The sequence below is a fragment of the Streptomyces sp. W16 genome (assembly GCF_033194735.1).
GTDB lineage: Bacteria > Actinomycetota > Actinomycetes > Streptomycetales > Streptomycetaceae > Streptomyces.
The window spans coordinates 1-1,433 of the sequence record NZ_JAWOAI010001068.1; the positions used below are offsets into that span (position 1 = coordinate 1).

Sequence of the window (1,433 nt, forward strand, 5' to 3'; positions counted from 1 at the left end):
GGAGTCGGCGGGCTTGGCACCCGGCACCAGCGGTACGGCACCCCGCCGTACCCGCTCGCCGCGCGCGGGCGTGGCCACCGGGGCCTCCTCCGGTTCCGCCTCCTCCTGCTCGCTGTCCGGCTCGTCGACGTCCAGTGGGGGCATCCCGGCCAGCAGGGGCAGCTGTTCGCGCAGCCGGGCCGCGAGCTCGGAGGCCCGCAGCCGGGACGCCGGGGCCTTCGCCAGGCACTGGACGAGCAGCGCCCACAGCTCCTCGGGGATCCCGGGCAGCGGTACGACGGTCTCGGTGACGTGGCGTCGCAGTACCGCGCCGGGGTGGCCGCCGCCGAACGGGGTGAATCCGGCGAGGAGTTCGTACAGGACGGTCGCCAGGGCGTAGATGTCGACGGCCGCGCGCGGGGGCAGGCCCTCGACGATCTCGGGGGCGAGGTAGTCGGGCGTGCCGATGATCTTCGTGGCGCGGGTGCGGCGCGGGGAGTCGATGAGTTTGGCGACCCCGAAGTCCGTCAGCAGGGCGGGGTGCGCGCCTCCGGGGCCGAGCGGGCCCTGCATGTCGAGGAGCACGTTCTCCGGCTTGACGTCCCGGTGGACGACGCCTGCCGCGTGGGCCGCCGCGAGTCCGTCCGCGATGTCGGCGACGATCGCGACCGCCGCCTCGGGGGCCAGCCGGCGTTCCCGGTCGAGGCGGGTGCGCAGGTCGGTGCCGCGGACCAGGTCCATGACGAGGGCGAGGTCGTTGCCGTCGACGACCAGGTCCCGTACGGACACGATGTTCGGGTGTTCGAGGCCGAGCAGGGCGGTGCGCTCCTGCACGAAGCGGCCGACGAGTTCCTGGTCGGACGCGAGGTCCTCGCGCAGCAGCTTCACGGCGACGGGCCCCTCGGGACCCTCACCCAGCCACACCGTGCCGGCGCTGCCCCGCCCCAGGATCTGGTTGGCGGTGTACCGGCTGCCGATCTTCCGTGCCAAGACTGCTCCTACCGACGCGTGTGTCGCTAAAACTACGCGTCAGATGAGCCAACCTTCACCGCCAGGGCGGAAATCACCCACTGGGTGTCGACAAATCCCCAAACCAGCGTCCGACAAGGGCGATTCGAGGGTCAGTTGCCGGTCGCGGAACTCAGATCCTTGACCCAGCCGCTGACCTGTTTGGCCACGTGGCCGATCTCGTGCCAGTAGCCCCTGCCCGTGCCGATCCAGTCCTGAAGCGGAGTCAGCTCCCAGACGAGCCAGCCCGCGACGAACAGCAGGACGATCGTGAACAGACAGCCCTTCAGACAGCCCAGGCCGGGGATCTTCATCGGATTGGCGCTGCGCTGCCGCGGCTGGCGGGGCTCGCGCGCCGGTTCCTGGGGCCGCTGGGGCTGCTGGGGCTGCCTGGGCGGGGCGTACTGCTGCGGCTGTTGCTGCTGCGGATGGCCGTAGCCCTGCTG

General features: G+C 71.7%; 1 protein-coding gene and 1 pseudogene. Both read right to left on the reverse strand.

The features are described 5' to 3' along the window. Nucleotides 1-969 (reverse strand): serine/threonine-protein kinase (locus tag R6V09_RS53130; protein WP_317888555.1); only part of this gene is annotated, 969 nt, incomplete at its 3' end. 131 nt (nt 970-1,100) lie between these two features. Then, nucleotides 1,101-1,433: pseudogene (locus R6V09_RS53135) on the reverse strand (serine/threonine protein kinase); the annotation flags it as partial.